Origin of the sequence: Rhodococcus koreensis (assembly GCF_017068375.1) — a bacterium.
Lineage (GTDB): Bacteria > Actinomycetota > Actinomycetes > Mycobacteriales > Mycobacteriaceae > Rhodococcus_F > Rhodococcus_F koreensis.
Genome location: NZ_CP070609.1, coordinates 3,107,514 through 3,128,269, shown reverse-complemented (window position 1 = coordinate 3,128,269; position 20,756 = coordinate 3,107,514). Strand labels below are relative to the sequence as shown.

Below are 20,756 nucleotides of genomic sequence, written 5' to 3'. Positions count from 1 at the left end.
CAACGAATGACGAGATGGATGGAGGCGAGCGCATGACCTGGGAATGGACTCCCGATACGCTCGGTGCGCTGGAGGCGTTCCTGCGCGAGCGCGGGATCACCGAGGGTCCGCTCACGACCGCGGGGATCGGTGACGGACATTCCAACCTGACGTTCCTCGTGTCCGACGGGGTCCGTCAGGTGATCGTCCGCCGCCCGCCGCCTCCGCCGATTCCACCGGGCGCCCACGACATGCTGCGGGAGGCCCGTCTCGTCGGCGGCCTCGCCGGGAGCGGCGTGCCGGTGGCGGACGTCCTCGCCGTCGGCCAGACCGGTGAGGTGCTCGACGTCCCGTTCTACGTGATGGACTACGTCGCCGGACCGGTGGTCACCACCGAGACCCCGTCCGCGCTGAGCGCGCCGGCAGACCGCCGCCGGATCGGGGAGGCGTTGATCGACACGCTCGCCGCACTGCACGCGGTGGACTGGCAGGCCGCCGGCCTGGGCGACCTGGGCCGCCCGGAAGGATTCAACGAACGTCACCTGCGCCGCATGGGCAGGCTGGTCGCGGCCGAGGACGGGACACCGCCGCCGGAGTTCGCGGACATCGACGCGTGGCTCGGCGCCAATGTGCCTGCCGAATCGGGTGCGGCGATCATCCACAACGACTACCGCATCGGCAACGTCATCCTTGCTCCCGACTCGCCGGGACGCATTGCCGCAGTGCTGGACTGGGAGCTCGCGACGATCGGCGACCCGCTGTTCGATCTCGGCTATTTCCTCGCGTCGTATCCCGTCGAGGGGGAGGAACGCACACCGACCGAGGACCTCGGTACGGCCGTCCTCGAGGACGGATACCCGACCCGGGACGAACTGGCTCAGCGGTACGCGGCCGCCACCGGCGCCGACCTGTCGAACCTGAACTGGTACACGGCACTGGCCCTGTGGAAACTGGCGGTCCTGTACGAATACGGGCGGCGCCGCGCCGTCGCCGGCGTCGGCGACCAGTACTACCGCGACGAGGCACTGGTGCGCTCCTTCCTCGACGCCGCACACCGGACGGCGGGATTGGCGCCGTCGGTGGTCTGACGACGAGGGTGACCAGCGACCGTGCGGTCGGGGGCGTTGTTCTGTTTCGCGACCCGGGCCAGCGCACCTGAGGTCTCGTCACATACCCGGAACCACGAACGCGGAGATCGTGATGATGGGACCGGCGATGATCATGGTGAATCCCCAGGCAAGCATCAGCTTGGTCAGCTTGGCCCGCTGGCCCGGCTCGGCGTTGGCGATGCACGTTGCTCCAGGTGAGGAGAAGGGCGTGCTGTCCACCAGGTTGGAAGAGATGGCTATGGCGGCAATCAGACCGAACCCGGGAAGCCCACCGATCGCGATCACCGGTACCGCCAGGGGGATCAGCGCACCGAGGATGCCCGTGGTCGATGCGAACGCGGAGACGAAGGCCGCAACGAGGCACAGAGCGAAGGCGGCGAGCAGCGGGGATCCGACCGACTCGGCGGCGTGTCCGAGAAGTTCGACCGTCCCGATCCTCTGCATCACGCTGACGTAGGTCAGAATCCCTCCAACCAGGAGGATCGTCGACCAATCGATGCCCTTGACGGCCTCTCGCGTCCGCGTCGGGTCGAGCATCGAAATGATCAGAGCCAGCGCAAGGGCGAGAACCCCGACATCGGATTCGATGTCCAGGAACATGAACAGGATGACGAGCCCCATCAACGCCGCGACCGCGAACAGGCACACGAGCTGATACCGGGAAAGCTTGGTGACGCTGATGTCGTCGTCGGCCCGTTCCGGCGTAGCGGTGGCGACGGCTGTCGGTGCACGATCGGGTTGCGATGCGGACGCACCTGTTCCTCCGGGAGAACTCAGCGGCCCGCCGAGAGGCCACGTCGGGACCGCCCCATCTTGGTCGCCCGGCGCCGTCGCCGCCTTCTCCCGATGTCGCAGTCCCAGCGCAACGAACGCGGCTGCGAAGAGTGCGAGATTGATCCCGAAGGCAGCGCCGAACAACAGCCACGGTTGGGGCTCGATGCCGTTGTCGGCTGCGACTCCGTTGGCGATGATTCCGAACAACGAGGTAGGAGCGAAGCCCCCGGCTCCTCCGCCGAGGACGATTGTCAACGCCATCAGCAGGGGATGCAGTTTGTGCTTTCCCGCGAAGATCATGGCTATCGGCGCCAAGGCGAGGGAGGTCAGCGAGGAGCCCATGGAACCGAGGATGGCAGCAAGGAAGAAGAACACCCAGGGGATTGCGAAGACATGTCCGCCCACCAGAGCGAGGGTCTTTTGGACGATCCAATCGATCACGCCGGAATCTCTCACGATCGCGAAAAGATACGTAATTCCGACAAGCAGGATGAGCAGGCTGACCGGAAATCCCGACATGACCTCCTTTATCGATTGGCCGGCCAGGAGTACGCCCACCCCGAAGGCGGCTACCAGGGCCAGGACCCCGATATGAATGGTCTTCCAGGTGCCGATCAGGATGATTGCACCCAGTACCAGCAGAGAGAATATTTGAATACCCATTGTTCGTTCCTCGAGTCGGAGAAGGGCGGGTTGCGTCAGTGCGAGATGATTTCGACCTGCAGATCGGACGTCCCGGCACCGTCGTGTGTTCGGTAGATCGCTTGGATTTCTCGGGCGGCTTCCATGAGCTCGTCGGCCAGCGCGAACAGCTCTGCACCGGTCATGGACTTGTTGAGCTGGCCGAGCCGCAGTGCAGAACGCACGCGCCCGTCCTCGTGATGGACGGGAACGACGAGGGATCCGACGGTGTAGAGCGATCGGCGTGTGATCGGGTCGGGTGAGTAGTACTCGGTCGACTTCGCGACGGCCGAGAGGATTTTCCGCTCCTCGGCCGGTGTGTAGGTTCCGGTGGTGAAGTTACGGAAGGCCTGATGAAGGGCCAGGTCGCTGTAGATTCCGCTTGCCGTCGCTGACGCCGACCACCCCTGGTCCTGGACCAGGCGAAGCCTGTCAAGGAGTCGCCGCGCGGTTGCTTCGCTGCGGTCTGTCCGTCTGTCGATCCAGCGGTCGGCGAAGTCTTGGGAGTTGAACGCGGCGAACACGTCGCCGACCGGCGGTACCAGCGGCATCCGAAGGCCGAGCCTGCGGGCGTTGGACACGTTGGGGCCGGTAGCTGCGCCGACGACGGCCACGGCTTCGTTGCCGATGGTGACGATGCTGGAGCATTCGGCGTCGTGTGCGTCGGCGAGGCGCTCGAGCACCGGGCGGGCGAGCTCGGCGTCGCGGACACCGAACCTGATGTCGTGATCGGGGATCGAAACGAGAGACTTGGGCGCGAATCGTCCGTAGCCACCCTGGAAGTGCAGGAGCGGCGGTACGGATCTGGACACACCGAGGGACTCGACCTTACCGAGGACGATCCAGTGATCGCCCGCCTCCACTTCGTCGACGACGCCGCAGTCGATCCATGCGATGACATCGCTGAGAATCGGGAGCCCGTGCGGTGAGGGGTCCCACCGCCAGTTCGAAAATCGTTGTTCTGCAGAAGCTCTCATGAATTCGCCGCAGCGCTGCTGCTGGTCTGCGGCCAAGATGTTGATGCAGAAGCGTTTGGCCGGCTTCATCCTCGACCATGTGTAGGAGGACTTCATCGGCATGAAGGACACCAAGGGTGGGTCCATCGAGACCGAGCTGAACGTCCCGACAACCATGCCGATGGGGTCACCGTCTTCGGACAAGCTCGTCACGAGTGAAACGCCTGTCGGGTGGTGACCGAGCACTTCCCGAAAGTCATCCGCTTCGACCACGTCGATCCCCTTCGTTACCCGCGGCTCTCGTTCGGCCCTGCGGTCTGCTGCGCAACACTAGGGGCGTAAATGTGAGCCTGACCACCACCGGGTTTCAAAGGGTGGAAAAAACTTTGAGGCTTGCGCCCGAGCCTCTTCAACCGAAATGCTGTGTCCTATATTCAGGTACCCCTGAACTACTTTCTTGAAGGCCCGCTCGTCGAGTCGGGAAGGACAAAGATGTCCCACAATCGCAGCTACCCGTGGAATCCAGGTTGGGGAGAACCGACCGACCCGGGTCGGCCCGGTCCGGACCCTCGCGCCGGCGTGCCCTTGGACATGGTCGAGATGACCTCGGTGGAGAAAGCCGTCAGCGTCCTGGACTCCTTCCGTGGCGAACTTGCCTCCCTCGGAGTCACCGAGGTAGCCGAGGCCAACGGGCTACCGAAGTCGACGACCTATCGGCTGCTCTCACACCTGGTGGCGAGCGGCATGCTCGAACGAGACGGACTCAAGTACCGGCCGAGCTGGCAGATCTTCGAACTCGCCCAGAGCTCGATTCTCGGCCGGATGGATGGACCGCCTGCGCTGGCGTTACCTCTGATGACCGAGTTGTACGTGGAGACACGTGGGGTGATCCACTTCGGCGTGAGGCGCGGCAATGAGGTCATGATCGCGCAGAAGATCTACGGCTTGGATTCGGTGGCAATCCCGACTCGGATCGGCGCGCGCCTGCCGATCACCACCACCGCATTGGGCAAGGCACTGTTGGCCGAACAGATACGTAAGGAAGGTCGACGGGCGGTACCGGCAACACCGTTCCCCCGTCTGACCAGGAACTCCAAGGTTGCCCCCCAACTTCTGGTCGACCAGCTGGCCCGGACCAGCGCCATGGGTTACACCGTCGACCTGGAAGAAACGATCCTGGGCGTGAGCTGCGTCGGAGCGCCCGTGATGCGCGGCCAGCGCCCGGTCGGGGCGCTCTCGGTGTCCGTACGAAGCCATTCCTTCGATGAAGCGAAGCTTTCCAAGCGGGTTGTCCGGTACGCACGATTGTTGTCGGACATGCTGGTGTCCGCAGAGGAGGAAGAAGACGACGATGCTCCTCCGAACCCATAGTCGACGGTCCACCGGCGGGTTCGGTGTGGTCCACCTGTAGACATCGGTGTGACCCGACGATGGATCTATCGTCGGGTCACCTGGTCCTCTGTCCGGAAGTCAGCAGGTCATCGGCTGAGAACATCTTCGCGGGGCAACTCGACCGTCTTCGCACCCACAAAGCCGGAGACCAGTTGGTTGAACTCGTCGGCGTGCTCGATCTGGGCCCAGTGCCCACATCGATTGATCATCACCAGGCGCGAGTCGGGGATGGTGGTGCACAGCTTCAGTCCGTTTTCCCAGTGCACAACACGGTCATCTCGCCCGTGAATGATCAACGACGGCACCGAAATAGTGGCGAGTTCGGCATCGGTGGCACGGTGCGGTCGGTCCTTGCCGATACCCGAGATGAAGTTGGCCAGATGCTCCGGGTTGCTCTTCGCGTTCCGAGATCGCTCTTCGGCAAGCGCGTCGCCGGCGTGCGCGGGGTCGTAGGTCATGATGTCGACGAGGGCGCGCATCGATTCCGGAGACGGATCTCGGTAGGCCCGCTGGAGGACCTTCAGTCCCTCGGTCGGTCCGTCACCGGGCCCGAACAGCTTCGCGCCCCCTCCTCCGGCACCCATGGTGACCAGGTGCGTCACGCGCTCGGGTGCGGTAGCTGCAACCTTGAGGCAGGTCGCACCGCCCATGGAGTTGCCGATGAACGCGGCGGAATCGATGCCGAGTGCATCGAGGAACTCAACCGCGGTTCGGTGATGGCACCGATCCTCCGGACCGACCGCGGCGGAGCGCCCCCACCCGGGCATGTCCACCGCCAAGCACCGGAAGTGGGCACCGAGGGCCCTGATGTTCTCCGAGAAGTTGCTCCATCCGGTCGCCCCGGGACCCGATCCGTGCAGAAACACGACCGGATGCCCTTCCCCGTACTCGTGGTAGTGCAATGTCCCACTGGGTGTGTCAACGAACCGGCTGGTCGCCTCCTCGGTGAACGGAATCATGATGCACCCTTCTTGAAATAACGCGGCGAATTGCTCTCACCGCGCAGAGTGCCGCACCGCCTCCCTCGAGCACCATCCTCGGTTTCCGAGGTTTGGAACAATCTGGCCGTTGATCGAAAGTTTCAGGCTTTGGAACACAATGCTGGTTCTCTCGTGGGCCAGGCCGCAGGATGGCTCGTGTCCCGGCCGTCATCGGCTCGTGCGGGCGGTGCTCCGCTTATCGCGAGCCGCTTGACCCGCGGGGCACCCAGCAAGCGAAAGCGCAGCTGACGACTGCGCCGCCGCCCCGATCAAGAAGGGGGACCCGATGGATCCGAGTGTGAAGGCACTGGGCTACGTCGTCATCGAGACGACACAGTATGACGAGTGGAAGCGCTTCGGGAATTCGCTTTGCGGCATGCAGATCGCCGACGAGTTCGACGGCTTTCTCCGTTTTCGGATCGACAACAAGATTTATCGCGTCGAGGTCCGACGATCCACCCGCGATAGAATCGCGGTGATCGGATGGGAGGTCTCAGGCCCTCAGGAACTACAAGCCCTGCAAGCACGGTTGGAAGCAGAAGGCTACGTGACAACCATGGGATCGAAGGACCACGCCCGCAACCGCGGTGTCATCGAACTCTTCTCGTTCGTCGATCCCGACGGCCTCGCCTCGCTCGAAATCTTTTACGGTCTGACCGAATCCTTGGAGCGATTCGCCTCCCCGAACGGCGCCTCCTTCGTTGCCGGCGAGCACGGGCTCGGCCACTTACTGCAAATCGTCAGCGACCGAGACGCCTACTGGCACCTCTACGTCGACGTACTGGGCATGAAGTTCACCGACCTGGTCGACTCCCCGAAGCGCCAAGCCGAATTGCTCTTCCTGCGCTGCAATGCGCGACATCACTCGTTCGCTTTCGCCCAACTCGACGGGGTCGAGCCGGGTGTCGGCCATTTGATGCTCGAGGTGACCGATCTCGACGTGGTAGGCCGCGCATACGACAAGGTCCTCGATGGTGAAGCACCACTGATCACCACCTTCGGGAAACACACCAACGACGACATGCTTTCGTTCTACGTCCGAACTCCGTCCGGATTCGGACTCGAATACGGCACCGGCGGAACGCTTGTCGATGAAACGTGGCGGCCGGCCCGCTACAACGACGCGCACTACTGGGGGCACCGACGAGCCGAACCGGTGGCGAACCTCCTTCCCGCGGCCGACGTCGACTAGCTAGAGAATCAACGAAAGGCAACTGATGTTCGAGGTAAAGGCCCGCGTGCTGGAACTGTCCGACTTCTGGCGCGACCACGCCGCCGAAAACGAGGCAGCGGGACAGATCACCGACGAAGTCGCGGCAAAGCTGCGCTCCACCGGAGTGATGCGCATGCTCCAGCCCAAGCGATACGGCGGATACGAGTGTCACCCCCGCGACTTTTTCGAGACACTGATCGAACTGGGCAGTCGATGCTCGTCCACCGGCTGGGTAGCCGGTGTCGTCGGCGTACACGCGCACGAGCTGGCGCAGACGGACCCGCAGCTTCAAGAGGAGGTGTGGGGTGAAAACGAGGACACCTGGGTGGCCTCGCCGTACGCGCCGATGGGCCGGGCCAAGCCGGTCGACGGCGGATACATCTTCAACGGACGGTGGTCGTTCTCATCCGGCACGGATCAGTGCCAGTGGGTGATGATCGGCGGCTTGGTCCTCGACGCCGAGGGCAAGCCTGACGGAGCAGGCACTCGTCATTTCTGCCTTCCCCGAGGCGATTACGAGATCGTCCCCGACTCCTGGGAGGTCATGGGACTGCGTGGCACCGGATCCAAGGACCTGATCGTCCGAGACGCCTTCGTGCCGGCGCACCGCGTCATCGACCAGGAGGAGATCATCGCGGGTACCGCCGCTCGGGCCATTGGCCTGGACAACCCGCTGTATTCGATCCCCCGGCAGACCATGTTCTCCGGCGCGATCACCGCGGGCACACTGGCGATCTGCCAGGGCGTGCTGCAGGCGTACATCGATCACAGCCGCCAGCGGGTGTCGCGGCTGTCGGGGAGCACCAGCCAAGACCCGAACAGTCTCGCCGTGCTCGGCGAGGCCGCCGCCGACATTCAGGCGTCCATCCAGCACTTTCTCTGGGACATCGACCGCGTCTACGACCTCGCTGCACAGGGCGAGACGATCTCGAAGGATCTCCGGATCGAGGTGCGCCGCAACCAAGTGAACGCCAGTGCCCGTGCAGTGCAGGCCGCTGACCGTCTGTTCGTCAACACCGGTGGTGCGGCACTGCACACCTCGCACCCCATCCAGAGGATGTGGCGGGACGCCCACGCAGCGATGAATCACATGATGAATACGACAGCCCCAACGTATGTCCAGTACGGGCTCAATCTGTTCGGGCACGAATTGCCGCCGACCGCCCGCTACTGAACATCAGTAGCCGATTTCGAATCACATTTCGCAACAACAATATTCCATAACTATCTCATCGAGAGGTTGATCCATGTCTACACGCCGGGTGATCGTCGTCGGAGCCGGAAATGCGGCACTCTGCGCAGCGTTGGCCGCACGCGAACGAGGCGCGGAGGTCCTCGTTCTCGAACGCGCCGACAAGACCCGCCGCGGCGGCAACACCGCCTTCACCGCCGGCGCCATGCGCGTCGCCTACAACGGCGTCGACGACCTGCGTGAACTGATGCCCGACCTGACCGACGACGATGCCGCCAACACCGACTTCGGCTCGTACACCACCGAGAATTTCCTCGACGACCTCGCGCGGGTCACCGAGTACCGCACAGACCCCGACCTCGCCGGCATCCTCGTCGACCAGAGCTACCCGACCCTGTCCTGGATGAAGGACCAGGGTGTGAAGTTCATGCCGATCTACGGACGCCAGGCATTCAAGGTGGATGGGAGGTTCAAGTTCTGGGGCGGACTGACCGTCGAGGTCAACGGCGGCGGACCCGGACTGGTCGAGTATCTCACCAAAGCTGCCGATCGCGAGGGCATCAAGATCGAGTACGGTGCCCGCGTTGTCTCGCTCATCCACGGCGACGAGGGCATCACCGGCGTGACCGTCTCTCAGGACGGCGTGACCCGCAACGAAGAGGCCGACGCGGTCATCCTCGCCAGCGGCGGATTCCAGGCCAACACGGAATGGCGCACCCGCTACCTCGGCCCGTCGTGGGACCTGGCCAAGGTTCGCGGCACCATGTTCAACACCGGCGACGGCCACAAGATGGCCCTCGACATCGGTGCGAGCCCGACAGGCAACTGGTCGGGTTGCCATGCCGTTGGCTGGGAACGCAACGCCCCAGAGTTCGGCGACCTCGCCGTCGGTGACGGTTTCCAGAAACACAGCTACCCGTTCGGCATTCTCGTCAACGCCCACGGCCAGCGCTTCGTCGACGAAGGCGCTGACTTCCGCAACTACACCTACGCCAAGTACGGACGCCGGATCCTCGAGCAGCCCAACCAGTTCGCCTGGCAGATCTTCGACCAGAAGGTGACTCACCTTCTCCGTGACGAGTACCGGATCCGCGAGGTCACCAAGGTCACCGCGCCCACACTCGAAGCACTGGCCGTGAAGCTCGAGGGTGTCGATCCTGACGGCTTCCTTGCCGAGCTCCAGGCCTACAACGCCGCGGTCGACACGAACACCGAGTTCAACCCGAACGTCAAGGACGGTCGCTCCACCAGTGGCCTACCGGTGAACAAGACCAACTGGGCTAACACCCTCGACGAAGGTCCGTTCGAGGCGTACCAGGTCACCTGCGGTATCACGTTCACCTTCGGTGGCCTGCGGATCAACAAAGACGCCCAGGTGCTCGACACCGACATGAACCCGATGCCGGGTCTCTACGCAGCCGGCGAGCTGGTGGGTGGCATCTTCTACTTCAACTACCCCGGTGGGGCCGGACTGACCAACGGATCGGTGTTCGGTCGGATCGCCGGCTACCACTCAGCGGACACTGCACGCGCACCACGCTGAGGTCGACAGCACTCAGCTCACGGAGATCGGCATCCACGCCCCAACGAGAACCTGTCGATGTCGGTCGCCAATTCCATCGTCGAGGTCGAGGAAGGCGTCACAAGGATCGACGCCTCCTTGGCCGGGCACCTCCGTCATCGTGGTCACGGACCAGCGGGACTGACAGCACAACAGAGACCCTGTTCGCCATGCAAGACGATGCCGAGGAAGTGTCAGGCATTCGGGCGGCTCGACACGTCGGGGCGCCGGCCGCACGTCGTTGTCACGTTTCCCGCCGAAGTTTGTTGCTTGGGAACAGGGAGCCGACGAAGATTCGGGTTGAACTCGGCTGTTACGAATTCGGGACTGCCCATCGAGGCGGAGCGAGTATTTTTCCGTCGCATCTTCTTCAGCTGAAAGGCCCATGCGTGCGGCAGGAAGTCAGAGCGGTTGCGTGCGATGGCACGTGACCGTCGCTGTGGTGCAGGTCTTTCCGGCTCGATTGCGCGCGGCGACCTGGACGACGGCGAAGCTGCGGCCACGGTAGATCACCCGGGGAGCGAAGGTGAGTGGCTCGGTGCCCGGGCAGGGGCGCACGAACGCCATGGCGATCGAGGTCGTCTGGAACTCCGCCTCCGGTGTTACCGCGGAGTTGCCGGCGATCTCGGAGGCGCACAGGAGTATGCCGCCGTGGACGTTGCCGAGCGGATTGCAGTGCGATTCCGCGGCTTCCAGTTCCAGCCCTGCGGCGGCGTTGTCCCGTCGGTGGTGGGCGCCGAGCAGTTCGACGATCGAGGATGCGCTCGGTCCGACAGGGGGTCGGTCATCGGGAGCGGATGCCGTCGGCATCTCCGCGGCGACGAACCGGAGCCGGGCGCTGGCGATGGCCACTGCCCGCCCGGACTCGTCGACGACCCGGCCGGTTGCAAGGCCGCCATCCGCGTCGGACGTGACGACTCGGCTCTCCGCATGGAGGATCGAACCGTCGAGCGCCGGGTTTCGTGAGAAGTCGAGGTGAAGTTCAGTCGTGACGGCCCAATGTCCGGCCGGGGCGCGGGCGGCGATCGGGTATCCCGAAACGTCGTCCATCAGGACGCCGAGAGCGCCGCGGCACGGAAGGCCGCGTTCGTCGGACATCCACGGTCCGGTCTGCATCTGAGACTCGCCACGCGTGGCGTCGCCGATCACGGGAGCCACACGGAACAGTGCTTCGGCACCCGCCGAGATGAACGGAAGTGCCTGGAGATTGTCGGTTGTCATGTCTCTTTCGGCGGATACGGCGCGGACTACGGGCGCACATGAGAAAGGCCTGCCGGCCGGGACTTGTCGTCACCGACTGGCAGGCCCGGTCTGCGAGGGGTCAGACTCCGCGCTGCGACTTCGCGGCTTCGCTGGCGGCCTTGCTCTTTTCCCGGGCGGTGGCCCAGTCCTCGTTGCTCATCGATGTCAGGCCGGCGAAAGTGCCGGGGCCGGCGAGCATCTGGCCGCCATCCATGGCGATGGTCTGGCCGGTGAGGTAGTCGCAGGCGTCCGACAGCAGGAAGATGGTGAGGTTGGCGAGTTCCTCCATCGTGCCCATCCGGCCCATCGGCACCTGGTCGGCCTGGGTCGCGCCGACTGCACTCTTTTCGGTCGGGTTCAGCATCTCCCACGCGTAGTCGGTCGGGATCGGTCCCGGTGCGAGCGCGTTGAGGCGGATGCCGTACCGCGCCCATTCGACGGCGAGCGACATCGTCATCGAGTGCACGGCAGCTTTCGCCATCGCGGACGGGACGACGAACGCGGAGCCGCTCCAGACCCAGGTGGTGAGCGTCGACAGGACGACGCCCTTGGTCCCGCCGTCGATCCAGCGGCGGCCCGCGGCGTGAGTGGTGTTGAACGACCCGTTCATCACGGTGGAGGTGACGGCTTCGAAGGCACGCGGGCTGAGTGATTCGGTGGGGGCGATGAAGTTCGCGGCGGCGTTGTTGATCACGCCGGTGAGCGGACCGTGGAGCGTCCAGATCTCGTCCATTGCGGCCGACACGAGATCTGCTTTGCGCACGTCGACGGTCTGCCAGTGGACCGAACCCGGCCGGGACACGGACGCCTCCGCCGCGGCTTCCTCGAGTACGGCGGGACGGCGGCCCCACAGGTGGACTTCGGCGCCGTGGTCCACGAGGTGGCGCGCGACGCCGCGGCCGAGTCCGGTGCCCCCGCCGGTGATGAGGACGCGCTTGCCCGCGAGGGCGTCGGAGGTGAAGGGAGAGGTGGTCATGCGATGGTCCTTACGATGGGGAACGAGGGCTACAGGCCCAGGCTCTTGCTGATGATCTCGCGCTGAATCTCGTTGGTGCCGCCGTAGATCGGTGGTGCCAGAGAACGGCGGACCTGCTCCTCCATGCCGTACTCGCGGGTGTAGCCGTAGCCGCCCATCATCTGCATCGCCTCGAGTGCGGTCTTCTTCGCGATCTCGGTACATCTCAGCTTGGCCATCGAGCCCTCGCGGTTGAGGGTGTCTTCCTCGCCGGCATCGATCCGCTCGGCGACCTCGTACACGAAGGACTTCGCGAAGGCGATGTCGGTCGCGAGGTCCGCGATCCGGTGCCGGATGGCCTGGAAGCTGCTGATCTTCTGGCCGAACTGTTCACGCTCGGTGACGAACGCGATCAGGTCGTCGAGCGAACGTTGGGCGCCGCCCAGTGCCATCGTCGCGATGATGAGGCGTTCGACGCTCAGTCCGCGCATGAGGTGGCGCCACGCCTGGTTCGGTGTGCCGACGACCGCGCTCGCCGGGACCGCGACGTCGGTGAAGTACAGGTCGTTGCAGGTCCGGGCCTCCATGGTCTTGATCTCGTGAATCTCGAGCCCCGGCGCATCGGCCGGCACCATGAACAGGGTCAGGCCCTGGTGCTTGTTGCCGGTCGTGTCGGTCCGGGCCAGGAGGAGGATGTGCTCGGCGATGTGGGCCGCGGAGATCCACGTCTTCTGCCCGTTGATCACGTAGTGGTCGTCGACCAGTTCCGCCTTGATCCGGACGCCCCCGAGATCGGAGCCGGCGCCGGGCTCGCTGAGGGCGATCGCCTCGAGCTTGCCCGCCGCCATGTTGCCGACGATGGTGCGTTTCTGCTCCTCGGTGCCGTAGCGAAGATAAGTCTGCGCGGCGGTGAGACCGGTGGAGTAGGCGATGATAGGTGCGAGGCCGCGGGCGGATTCCTCGAGGAAAATGCATTCCTCGACCATTCCGGCGCCGCCACCGCCGTACTCCTCCGGCAGCGAGACGGCGAGCCAGCCGAGGCCGGCGAACTTGTCGAGGATGAGGGGGCTGTTCGCCAGGGTGCCGCCCTCGGTCAGCAGGTCGCGTTGCTGGAGGGTCTTGCATTCGGCGGCGCAGAACTCGCGGACGGCGACCGCGAACTCTCGTTGCTCTCTAGTGAAACGCATAGCGGCGGATGCTCTCTCGCGTGAGGGGTGGGCTTCGGTCGACGCGGCGGGCGGGAGGCGAGGCGCGTACGCCCCGCCTCCCCGATCCGTCAGGCCCCGCGGAACTTGGAGAAGTCGGGCTTGCGCTTCTCGTTGAACGCGCTGATTCCCTCGATGGCCTCGGCGGACTCACCGAACAGCTTGAGCGTGGAGTACGCCATGTTGCCCTGTGCGATGAAGTGCTCGGTGTCGGCGTTGAGTGACTGCTTGAGCACCTTCAGCGACGTCGGCGACAGCTGCAGGATCTCGTCTGCCCACGCCCGAACCTCGGCCCGCAACTGGTCACCGGGCACCACCTTGTTGACCAATCCCCAGTCGAGGGCCTGCTCGGCGCTGTAGCGGCGGCACAGGAACCAGATCTCACGCGCCCGCTTCTCGCCGATGGCCCGCGCCAGGTAGCCGGTGCCGAGGCCGGCGTCGAACGATCCCACGCGCGGCCCGTTCTGCCCGAAAATCGCGTGCTCGGCGGCGATGGACAGATCGCACAGCAGGTGCAGCACGTGCCCGCCACCGACCGCGACACCGTTGACCGCGGCGATCACGGGCTTGGGCACGTCGCGGATCACACGGTGCAGAGCCTCGACCTCGAACAGGCCGCTGTCGGACGGGCCGTAGTCGCCGGTCTCCATCCGCTGCTTCTGGTCGCCACCCGAGCAGAACGCCTTCTCCCCGGCGCCGGTGAGCGCGATCGCCCCGACCTCGGAGCTGCCCCACGCCTTCTTGAACGACTTCACCAACTCGTCGACCGTCCGCGCGCGGAACGCGTTGTACCGCTCGGGCCGGTTGATCGTGATCCAGGCGAGTCCGTCCTCGACCTCGTACGTCACATCCGTGAAGTCACTCATCGACCTGTTGGTCCTTTCATGCTGCCCGCGGAGCGTGAGCCACCCGCGAAGTTGTTTTGGTCTTACCTTATGACGAACGTAGCGCTGATAACGAGCGTTTTCAAGAGCGACGGTGAAAAACGCTGTGACCTGCAGTGATGTCGGAGCGAAGGTCTGCAGTATTCGTCCGAGGCCTGGTCGTCGCGTCCCCATCCTCTGCACAGCAGAACCTTCTGTACGTGTGTGCCCGGTCACATTAGTGTTCGGGTCGTCGAGGTGACGACCACCCGACTCGCAAGCCCCAATCTCCCGGAGAGCCGTGCTGTAGCGCTCCGGTCACGGCGTGACCCGCCAAGAGCGTGATGAGGAAATCATGAGTGCAACCATCCAACGGGATCGGCAGATACCCGGACTGATCGCAGACTCCGATCGAGACGAGCCCACGCCGGACGTCATCGAGGGGATTCGCGCGCGGTTCCCCACCGAAACCGAATACGACCGGATGCTGACCCGCAAGATGGAGCGGCGGGCGGGCCAGGGTTATCGCAGCTTCGATCTGGACCTTCTCACCGCGGCGCTCGAGAACATGCTGAGGGACGTACTGTCGTCTTCGCGGTTCGAGGTCCGAAACGCGCGGTGGCTGACAGGTGGGGCGTCGAAGATTCAGATGGGTTTCACGCTGCGCTACGACGACTCCGTAGCCGGTGAGGTGACCGAGGATCTGGTCCTGCGCATGGAGCCGCCCGAGTCCCTGAACGCCACCAGCCGGATGCGGGAATTCGAGGTGATCAACGCCCTCGCCGGAACGGTGCCCGTGCCGACGGTCCGGTGGGTCGACGAGGACGGCAGGTGGTTCCCGGAGCCGGCGCTCGTCTATACGTGGGTGCACGGATCCGCGAAGCCCAGCCGCGCCCAGAGCCGGATCGCCGGCATCGGGATCAACTTCGGTCCCGAACTCCGAGAAGTCCTGGCGCCGCAGTTCGTCGATCTCCTGGCACGCATTCACACGCTCGACGTGACGGCGGCAAAGCTGGATCACTACGAGAAGCCCGCCGTAGCCGGTACCGAGAGCGCACTGTGGCAGTTGAATCGGGCGAGGCGGGTGTGGGAGGAGGACCGTGGCGAAGACTTTCCGCTGCTCGATGTGGCGGCGGGTTGGCTGGAGGACAACCTGCCTGTTCTCGACCGTGTCAGTCTCGTCCACGGCGACTACCGGGGCGGAAATTTCCTGTTCGACGAGGACACCGGATCCATCACGGCCATTCTCGACTGGGAGCGCAGCTTCCTCGGCGACCGCCACCGCGACCTGGCATGGGCGACGCTGTACCCGTTCGGCCATCCGTCGGAGGACGGTTCCGCATTCCTCGCGACCGGACTGCTGCCGACCGCCGTCTTCTTCGAGATGTACGAGCAGGCGTCCGGCCTGACCGTCGATCCGGAGAAACTGACGTTCTACCGGATTCTGAACGAATACCAGTCCGTCGTCACCGCGCTGGGCTCGGCCTACCGCGTCTCGAAGCTGGGGAAGACCCACCAGGACGTTCTGCTGACGGGACTCGAGGCGACCGGATATCTGATGGCCCATCAACTCGGCCAGGATCTCGAGGAGGTTCTGTAATGGTGAACAAATCCGCGAACACGTTCGACGCTGCCGCCCGCTCCCTCCGCATGACGGTGACACCGGCGCTGGGCGAATCGAACTCGCTGGCCGCAGAGCAGGTGAGGGTCATCGCCGGTGTCCTCGACTTCTACCGCGACCGCGCACACCACGAGTATCCGCGGAAGCAGTACGAGTTCCGAACGTATCTCGCTCTCGCTGAACGGCTCAGCGACCACGAGAAGGTCGATCACGCTGCCCGGTCACTGCTCGCGGACGCACTCGAGAATGCGCGCCGCACCGATCTGCTCGCCGTTCCGGAGTACGGACAACTCGACCGGGCCACGGACGAGTTGACGCGTGCGATTGCCGGGATCGTCCGATCGGCGCGCACCACCGACCCGGACACGGGCGCCGAGGTCAGCCGCATCGTGCTCCAACACTCACGACCACTCGTCGAGTTGCAGCGGTCGTGGTTCCTCCCTCAGGGTGTCGATCCGGACCCGCATACGGTCCCGCCGCTCCGCTCTCTGCTCGGAGCCCAGACCGCCACCCGCGCGCACTAGCCAACGCACCGTCTGCCTCATGGATCAGGAGAAAACATGTCATCCGAGGTGATCACCACCGCCCCCTACAGTACGGTCTCGACAGCCGTGCGTCGGCGCGCGATCTCCGCCGCCAGTTTCGGAACCTTTGTCGAGTACTACGATTTCGTCATCTACGGCTACGTGGCGACGTACATCGCGCAAGCCTTCTTTCCCACCGGAAACTCGTTCGTCAGCCTGTTGCTGACCTTCGGTGCCTTTGCCGCCAGCTTCATGGCGCGCCCCCTCGGTGCGGTGATCTTCGCGCCGCTGGGTGACCGGTACGGCAGGCGAACGGTCCTCTCCGTCGTCATCACCCTGATGACGCTCGCCACGGCGGGCATCGGAGTGCTGCCCACGTACTACCAGATCGGTCTTGCCGCACCGGTTCTCCTGACGGTGCTGCGTCTCGTGCAGGGAGTCTCCGCGGGAGGCGAGTACGGCGGGGCGACGTCGCTCATCGCGGAGTTCGCGCCACCGGCCCGGCGGGGCTTCTTCGTCGGATTCATCTCGCTGACCGTCGGCGGCGCGATGCTGTTCGGATCGGGAACGGCGATGTTGCTGACCCGCACCCTGTCGCCCGAGTCGATGTCGTCGTGGGGTTGGCGGTTGCCGCTGCTGCTGTCGCTGCCACTGGGGCTGATCGGCCTGTACATCCGTTACAGGCTCGAGGAGACCCCGGCGTTCACCGCCCTCTCCCGGGAGGGGCGGGTGCAGAAGTCACCGCTGCTCACGACGCTGCGACGGGACTACCGTTCGGTTCTCATCGGTATCGGCATCGCGGCGACCAACTCGTGCATGATGGCGTTGTACTTCATCTACATGCCGTCCGCGCTGAAGCAGTTCACTGACTTCTCCGCCGCTGATGCACAGTTGATTACGTTCGTCGGTCTGGTGGCGTATTGCGCTGCGGTGCTGCCCTTTGCCCGGCTGTCCGACCGAGTGGGGCGGATCCCGCAGCTGCTCGTCTCGTCGGCCACGTTGATCGTGCTGATCTACCCGTCCCTCGTGATGCTGTCGAGCGGGGTGCTGCCACTCGCGGTCGCCGCGATGGTGGTCGTCACGCCCGTCGTCGCGGCGAACATCGCGGCGGTGACACCCTTGCTGTCCGAGATGTTCGAGACCGACACCCGGTACACGGGTTTGTCTCTCGGGTGGCAGATGTCGACAACTCTCTTCGCCGGCCCCACCCCCATCATCCTGGCGGCACTCGCCGGACTCGGCGGCTCGACCGTCCCGGCCTTCTATGCGATGGCCGTCGTGGCACTCACCGTGATCGCCGGCATTTTCGCGGCGCGCACGGTTGCACGATCCCGAGCCCACTAGACCAACCACTCAGAACTGAGGAATGAGAACAATGGCATTCGACGCCGAGCATTTCGAGTACCAGAATCCCCCTGAGGCCGACCATCTGTGGGTCGAGACGATCCTGTTTCCGATCGTCATACCGGAGGCGAATCTCTACACCCTGATTTACACGAATGTGCGCCCCAGTCTCGGGGTGATGTGGAACCAGATCATGGTCTGCGGTTCGCTCACCGACACGCGCGCGGAACTGTTGCACTACAACGAGAATCCGCATCTCCCTGCGCCGGCATCCTTCACGCGGATCGAATCGCCGATCGGGCTGTCGATCGATGCCGTGGACGCACCGCGCAAGTTCCGCATCGACTACGTCGCCGACGACGGCACCGAGATCCACGTCGACTGGGTGAATCTCATGGACCCGTTCGACATTCATGATCCACAGCACAGCCCGCAGGCCGGCGCGGCTCCCGATATCCATGCCGACCTCGAGTCGGGAGCGCACAAGTCCGTCGGGCACGGGGACGCCACCGGGCATGCGACCGGGACGATGATCGTTCGCGGCCGCGAGTACGTCGTGGACTCCATCGAGCGGATGGACCGGAGTTGGGGGCCGCGTGACCCGATGAAGGCAGGGAAGCCGAACCATATCGTCTCCGCGACCTTCGGTGAGGACCTCGCCTTCCACATGATCTGTCCTTGGAATCCCGAGGCGGCAAACCCGGACGCGTTCCAACTCTCGCACGGATACGTGATGGACGACGGTGAAGTCTACGGGCTCACCGACGAATTGGAGATGACCAGCACTCACCTGGGAATGGTGTGTACCGGCATCGACATGACGGTCACCGATGTGCGCGGGAAGAAGTTCCGGCTCCAGGCCACGCCCAACGTCGGGGCTCCCTGGATCGCGGCGCCGACCGCTATGGTGCACAACGCCCTGATGCGGTGGACGTGCGAGGGCCGGGACGGGTACGGGGTCGTCATGAGTACTCGGCACCTGTCCGAGTTGAACAGGAGCTTCGGTCGGTTCCAGGCCGACACTCGCGGACTTGTCTCCGTCTGACCGGCGTGATGTGAGCGGGGGAGCGCGTTGCCGGACATCCTTTTCGGATACTGCCGGGTCGGACTATCATCCCGGTATGAAGACGAGGCCGATCAGTAAGCCGACTTACATGATCGAGTCCGTGCACAACGCGCTTCTGCTGCTGAACGCAGTCCGCGACCACGGCAGCCTCCGGTTGAAGGACGCCGCCGAAGAGATCGGGGTGGCGGAGTCGACCGCTCACCGGTTGCTGGCCATGCTGATCTACCACGGCTTCGTCGTGCAGGACGAGTCGCGGAGGTACCTCCCGGGGCCGTCGATCGGGGTCGGACCCACCGGGTCGTCCTGGACCCGGGTGTTCCGCGATGCGTGCCTCGACTCGATGCACGAATTGGCTTCGCTGACGGGGGAGACGGTGAATCTCGTCGTTCGGACCGGCGTCGAGTCCCGGGTGATCGGAGCCGTCGAGTCGGAGAAACTGCTCAGGGTCGGTAATCGACAGGGTCATGTTCCGCCCGCACGAACGTCGGCCGGCGGCCGGGTGCTGCTCGCGCAACTCGACGACAGTGCGCTCGCGGATCTGTATCGGTCGGAGTACGCACTCTCGGCCGACCGGCTGTCGCCTGCGGAATTCGCTTTGTTGCAGAGGGAATTGCGGGCTGTGTCCGAGAAGGGGTACGCAACAGCGGTGGATGCGGTCGAGGTCGGCTTGTCCTCCGTGGCGGTCTGTCTGCGCAACGGCGAGGGTGTCGCTCTGGGCGCCCTGGTCGTGGCGATGCCGACAACCAGGTTTCATGCCAGCCTGGAGTCGGGACTGGTCGGCCAGATGCGCAGAACAGCAGCGGGAATCGAGTCTCGCATTCGTGACCTGAGGTCGTCCGACGCCACGTGAGTCGGGCCGCGGTGACGGCATCCGGCACTACTTATCCGGACACGCGCACCTTCTCGGCCGCCGTAGCGAGTGCGGGAACCGAGAAGGTGAGCGTCAATGGCTCGTGGAAGCCGTCAGTCCGACGCCGTCACCGCGCGGCCCTGGCGCGGACGCCCATCGCACCGCAGACGGGGGCGGGCCAGTCGACGTCGGTGCGGGCGAGTTCCCGGTCAACCGCACCGGCGACGTCGCCGGCGAAGGGCACGACCCGGCGGCTGGTGAGGTCGACGTGGGTCGCGGTGACCTCGAGTGTGCTCGCGAGGCGTTCGGTGGTGTCGTCGACGAGGAACGCCATGGCGTGGACGACCTTGTCCGAGCGTTCGACGATCCGCGCGTGCACCGACACGCGGTCGCCGACGTGGACCTCCGCGTAGTAGCGGATGTGGTGCTCGGCGGTGAAGAAGCCCTGGCCACGGGTGGCGCGGTAGTCGTCGGTAATGCCCATCCGATCGAACACTTCCGCGATCGCCTGCGCCTCGAGGTCGAAATAGTGGCGGATGTTCATGTGGCCGTTCTCGTCCTCGTAGGCGGACGGAACGAGCACGGGCCCGCACTCGCGGGGCAGTGCAACCACCTGGAGGTATGAGGGGATTTCGGCTGGTGACGTCATCGGTCCATAATAACGATCGTTATCACCGAGTGCTAGAATGCAGCTGTGGACCGGAACAGGAAGATCCTCGACACCGCCGCAGAGCTGTTCTACGAAAAAGGCTTTCACGGAACGAGTGTCGATGAGCTGGGCTCCCGTGCCGGTCTGAGCGGTCCTGCCATCTATCGTCATTTCTCAGGCAAGGACGAGATTCTGGCCACCCTGTTCGATGAGGCGATGGACGAGTTGATCGGCGCCACCGAACCGGTGCACGAGGACGCGGATCTCGATCTCCAGCGGATGATCCGACACCACGCCCTCTATGCTGCCCGGCACCGCCATCTCGTGAACGTCAGCCAGCGTGAAGACCGGTCGCTGGTCGATCCGTGGCGGAAGGCGATCAACCGCCGGCGCAAGCAGTACGTCCAGGGGTGGGAGGCCGCGGTGGCGCGGTCGATCCCCGCCGCGTCGCCGGCAGAGGTTTCGGTGGCCACCCAGTCCTGCCTGGGCATGATCTTCTCGATCGCGTACTGGCCCGCCAAGGTGACCCGCACCGCCGGGCTCGCCGATCACATGGTGCGGATGGCGAGCGAGGGCCTGGACGCTTTCCGGTAACAGCAC

Annotated in this window: 19 protein-coding genes and 1 pseudogene; 12 read left to right on the top strand and 8 right to left on the bottom strand. The window is 64.8% G+C overall.

What is annotated here, in order from left to right; genetic code table 11:
* The first annotated feature begins 32 nt into the window (after positions 1 to 32).
* Positions 33 to 1,067: a phosphotransferase family protein gene (locus JWS14_RS14445; protein WP_095862146.1), complete on the top strand. Its 1,035-nt coding sequence runs from the start codon at positions 33 to 35 to the stop codon at positions 1,065 to 1,067.
* Between the two features lie 78 nt (positions 1,068 to 1,145).
* Here JWS14_RS14445 and JWS14_RS14440 read toward each other — a convergent pair whose 3' ends face one another.
* Together JWS14_RS14440 and JWS14_RS14435 are read right to left on the bottom strand one after the other, a co-directional pair.
* Entirely contained in the window at positions 1,146 to 2,525 is a 1,380-nt protein-coding gene (locus tag JWS14_RS14440; protein WP_206013582.1) for an SLC13 family permease, read from the bottom strand.
* A gap of 35 nt (positions 2,526 to 2,560) precedes the next feature.
* Positions 2,561 to 3,745 carry a flavin reductase gene (locus tag JWS14_RS14435; RefSeq protein WP_257015661.1) on the bottom strand — a complete coding sequence of 395 codons (1,185 nt, stop codon included), beginning with the start codon at positions 3,743 to 3,745 and terminating at the stop codon, positions 2,561 to 2,563.
* A 345-nt stretch (positions 3,746 to 4,090) separates the two neighbouring features.
* On the opposite strand from JWS14_RS14435, the gene JWS14_RS14430 reads away from it, so the two are divergent.
* Positions 4,091 to 4,870 (top strand): IclR family transcriptional regulator, encoded by a 780-nt coding sequence (locus tag JWS14_RS14430; RefSeq protein WP_241031670.1) that lies wholly within the window; start codon positions 4,091 to 4,093, stop codon positions 4,868 to 4,870.
* Between the two features lie 107 nt (positions 4,871 to 4,977).
* Here the strand turns inward: JWS14_RS14430 and JWS14_RS14425 are convergent, their stop codons facing one another.
* Positions 4,978 to 5,850, bottom strand: coding sequence for an alpha/beta fold hydrolase (locus JWS14_RS14425; protein ID WP_095862150.1), 873 nt, complete (start codon positions 5,848 to 5,850; stop codon positions 4,978 to 4,980).
* A gap of 307 nt (positions 5,851 to 6,157) precedes the next feature.
* Between JWS14_RS14425 and JWS14_RS14420 the strand changes: the two genes are divergently transcribed.
* The 4 genes and pseudogenes from JWS14_RS14420 to JWS14_RS50065 all read left to right on the top strand — a co-directional run.
* The gene (locus tag JWS14_RS14420) at positions 6,158 to 7,063 is read left to right on the top strand and encodes a VOC family protein (protein WP_095862151.1); all 906 of its coding nucleotides are present in this window, start codon (positions 6,158 to 6,160) and stop codon (positions 7,061 to 7,063) included.
* Between the two features lie 25 nt (positions 7,064 to 7,088).
* The gene (locus JWS14_RS14415; RefSeq protein ID WP_095862152.1) at positions 7,089 to 8,258 is read left to right on the top strand and encodes an acyl-CoA dehydrogenase family protein; all 1,170 of its coding nucleotides are present in this window, start codon (positions 7,089 to 7,091) and stop codon (positions 8,256 to 8,258) included.
* Between the two features lie 73 nt (positions 8,259 to 8,331).
* Positions 8,332 to 9,819, top strand: a complete 1,488-nt coding sequence (tcuA, locus tag JWS14_RS14410) for an FAD-dependent tricarballylate dehydrogenase TcuA (protein WP_206013580.1) — start codon at positions 8,332 to 8,334, stop codon at positions 9,817 to 9,819.
* Between the two features lie 19 nt (positions 9,820 to 9,838).
* Positions 9,839 to 9,972, top strand: a pseudogene (locus tag JWS14_RS50065) (4-hydroxy-2-oxovalerate aldolase); the annotation flags it as partial.
* 267 nt (positions 9,973 to 10,239) lie between these two features.
* On the opposite strand, the gene JWS14_RS14405 reads toward JWS14_RS50065, so the two are convergent.
* From JWS14_RS14405 to JWS14_RS14390, 4 genes are all read right to left on the bottom strand, one after another.
* Positions 10,240 to 11,058 carry a PaaI family thioesterase gene (locus tag JWS14_RS14405; RefSeq protein WP_206013579.1) on the bottom strand — a complete coding sequence of 273 codons (819 nt, stop codon included), beginning with the start codon at positions 11,056 to 11,058 and terminating at the stop codon, positions 10,240 to 10,242.
* Positions 11,059 to 11,158: 100 nt separating this feature from the next.
* Positions 11,159 to 12,055 (bottom strand): SDR family oxidoreductase, encoded by an 897-nt coding sequence (locus JWS14_RS14400; RefSeq protein WP_072937112.1) that lies wholly within the window; start codon positions 12,053 to 12,055, stop codon positions 11,159 to 11,161.
* Positions 12,056 to 12,084: 29 nt separating this feature from the next.
* Complete coding sequence (locus JWS14_RS14395; RefSeq protein ID WP_072937113.1) at positions 12,085 to 13,221, bottom strand: acyl-CoA dehydrogenase family protein; 1,137 nt, start codon at positions 13,219 to 13,221, stop codon at positions 12,085 to 12,087.
* An 89-nt stretch (positions 13,222 to 13,310) separates the two neighbouring features.
* Entirely contained in the window at positions 13,311 to 14,105 is a 795-nt protein-coding gene (locus JWS14_RS14390) for an enoyl-CoA hydratase-related protein (protein WP_072937114.1), read from the bottom strand.
* Between the two features lie 352 nt (positions 14,106 to 14,457).
* Here JWS14_RS14390 and JWS14_RS14385 point away from each other — a divergent pair, with 352 nt between their 5' ends.
* The 5 genes from JWS14_RS14385 to JWS14_RS14365 all read left to right on the top strand — a co-directional run bounded on the left by JWS14_RS14385 (position 14,458) and on the right by JWS14_RS14365 (position 19,507).
* Complete coding sequence (locus JWS14_RS14385) at positions 14,458 to 15,702, top strand: phosphotransferase family protein (protein WP_206013578.1); 1,245 nt, start codon at positions 14,458 to 14,460, stop codon at positions 15,700 to 15,702.
* Positions 15,702 to 16,247 (top strand): hypothetical protein, encoded by a 546-nt coding sequence (locus tag JWS14_RS14380; protein ID WP_072937116.1) that lies wholly within the window; start codon positions 15,702 to 15,704, stop codon positions 16,245 to 16,247. Before JWS14_RS14385 ends, JWS14_RS14380 begins: the two co-directional genes overlap by 1 nt.
* 36 nt (positions 16,248 to 16,283) lie before the next feature.
* Entirely contained in the window at positions 16,284 to 17,591 is a 1,308-nt protein-coding gene (locus JWS14_RS14375) for an MFS transporter (protein WP_206013577.1), read from the top strand.
* 31 nt (positions 17,592 to 17,622) lie between these two features.
* A complete protein-coding gene (locus JWS14_RS14370) occupies positions 17,623 to 18,636 on the top strand; it encodes a DUF7064 domain-containing protein (protein WP_206013576.1) in 1,014 nt (337 codons plus the stop codon).
* A gap of 76 nt (positions 18,637 to 18,712) precedes the next feature.
* The gene (locus JWS14_RS14365; RefSeq protein WP_206013575.1) at positions 18,713 to 19,507 is read left to right on the top strand and encodes an IclR family transcriptional regulator; all 795 of its coding nucleotides are present in this window, start codon (positions 18,713 to 18,715) and stop codon (positions 19,505 to 19,507) included.
* Between the two features lie 127 nt (positions 19,508 to 19,634).
* Here the strand turns inward: JWS14_RS14365 and JWS14_RS14360 are convergent, their stop codons facing one another.
* A complete protein-coding gene (locus JWS14_RS14360; RefSeq protein WP_206013574.1) occupies positions 19,635 to 20,156 on the bottom strand; it encodes a thioesterase family protein in 522 nt (173 codons plus the stop codon).
* Positions 20,157 to 20,201: 45 nt separating this feature from the next.
* Between JWS14_RS14360 and JWS14_RS14355 the strand changes: the two genes are divergently transcribed.
* Positions 20,202 to 20,750 (top strand): TetR/AcrR family transcriptional regulator, encoded by a 549-nt coding sequence (locus JWS14_RS14355; RefSeq protein ID WP_072937118.1) that lies wholly within the window; start codon positions 20,202 to 20,204, stop codon positions 20,748 to 20,750.
* The last annotated feature ends 6 nt before the right edge of the window (positions 20,751 to 20,756 follow it).